This is a genomic window from Micromonospora sp. NBRC 110037 (genome assembly GCF_001652995.1).
In the GTDB taxonomy this organism is placed as follows: Bacteria; Actinomycetota; Actinomycetes; order Mycobacteriales; family Micromonosporaceae; genus Micromonospora; species Micromonospora chalcea.
In genome coordinates this window covers 1-1,812 of the sequence record NZ_BBVA01000001.1, presented here as the reverse complement: position 1 = coordinate 1,812, position 1,812 = coordinate 1, and the positions used below count along the sequence as shown (strand labels likewise).

1 protein-coding gene and 1 pseudogene are annotated in these 1,812 nt (G+C 60.3%); both read right to left on the bottom strand.

All coding sequences use genetic code 11. The features are described 5' to 3' along the window. Window positions 1-237: pseudogene (locus A4R25_RS00005) on the bottom strand (hypothetical protein); the annotation flags it as partial. 152 nt (window positions 238-389) lie between these two features. Continuing rightward, window positions 390-1,812: hypothetical protein (locus A4R25_RS30980; protein ID WP_231915388.1), on the bottom strand; the 1,423-nt coding region annotated here is incomplete at its 5' end.

The following is a 1,812-nucleotide window of genomic DNA, read 5'->3' as shown; positions in this document are numbered from 1 at the left end:
TGTGTCGGTCCAGGTCACGGTCACGGCGCCGAGGTCGGTGCCGAGTTGCACGCCCATGACGGCGTGGTGCCAGTCGCCATAGTCCCATGGCGCGCGTTTCGGGCCGAAGTTGTGCACGTCCCAGTAGTCGACCGACGTTAGGCGCCGCCCCCGCAGGTCGCGCAACGCGCCCGCGAAACGGCCGCGCAGACCATCGGCCCCGCGCACCTTTCCCACCGACCGATCATCGCTGGTCATACCTGTGACCGCATCGTCTTTAGTTCGATCCTGTATCGCTACGCTGGCCGCTCATGCTGCAAAGCGCTTGTCACCCAAGTGCCGTCGGCGCCGTTCGTCGGCGTCCGGATGTGCCGAAAGCAGTGCAGCCGCACCTAAGCCACCACACGGGCTTATTCCTGCTGTAACTCTTCGGGGGTCGAGGCTTCCACGCTTTCGATGGTCGATTCTTCCTTTGCGGGCGCCTCCTTCGGCTCTTTGCCGAAAAGAAATTTATGAACGCTGAAGGCAGGATCATGGTCGCCTGCGATCAGTCGCCTCTCCCAGGCGAGGAGATCCTCATTCCCAGGAAATTCTTCGACAGCGTTAGACGCGAAACGTACAGCCTCGGCGTGCCGTCCCACCGCCTCCAACTGATCAGCGGCTTCGAGCTGAAGCAGGGCATCGACGGCTGCGGGCAGAGGGGCTTCCTTGCCCTTGATTCGAGCAGTTCGTCGCGTCATTGCGAGCTCAGCCCACTCGTCTGCGCTCCAAGCGGGACGCCTGCGATTCGACAGCAGACCGAGCGTGAAGGCAGTCGGAGAGGGGGCCTCCAAGCATTCCTGATGGGAGTCGAGGAAGGCTGCGGCGCTAGGACTGCGCTCCTTAGGTTCTACCCATTCGTGCCAAAGCGCGTAAATGGCGACCATGGCTGTCTTTGAGTCACCGTCGGGTAAATTCGGAGCGAGATTCTCAATCTTGCCGATGACCTGCGACAGGTCAATGCCTTCGCGGGTATCGCCTGAGATGTGGGCAACAAGTGCTTCGACAACACCATTAAACCAGTTTTCTGCGGTCTTGCTATCGAAACCGTCCGCCTGCCAGACCCAATACTGTGGGGCGAGTTGCGCACGGATTATCCCAGGAAGCGCGTTGCGGTAGTCCCAAGGCTCGGGCGCTACCTTAGGCGCATCGGCGACGAACTGGCGCACAACATGCCGGACCAACCGCCAAAGGCCAGCGAGGGTTAATATGCGGCTAAAATTGGGCTCGAAGACGGTTTCGGCTCCGTCGGTGAATACCCAAGCTTCGTCGCCCAGGTCCTCAAGAACATGGCTCCTCTTGGATCTAATGTCATATGCGACACCGAGTAGCCGCTCAAGGTCTGCGGACCGTGGCGGGTGCCCCTGGCCGACCGCCTCGCCGCGGTAGTATGCCGACGAAACCCGCGCCAGGGTCGACGATACGAACCGGCGTTTAAGGCCGACGCGGTCAGCTTCTAGGACCGCAACTCGCATCCTATCGGCAAATGACTCTTCTTGACCTTTTAGCGCAGCGTCGATTATCTTTCGCTTTCTGCCCTCGTAACGGTCCCAACTGGCCGGGTTCGTAAGGTGTTCGTCTCCGAGGGACTCCAGTGCGGCGACGAGGTCAGTATATGCGCCCGTAGAGTCATCAATGGCGCGCCGGGTCGCGTCTACCGTATTGCGTATGACCCGCATAACGCGGGCGAAATCTTCGCGACCAAGGGCGATCAACTCGTCCATAAATCGCTTCACTTCGTTCAAATCCGAGGGCTGGATAACCTGCCGCGGGTCGAACAGGCCTGGAAACAAA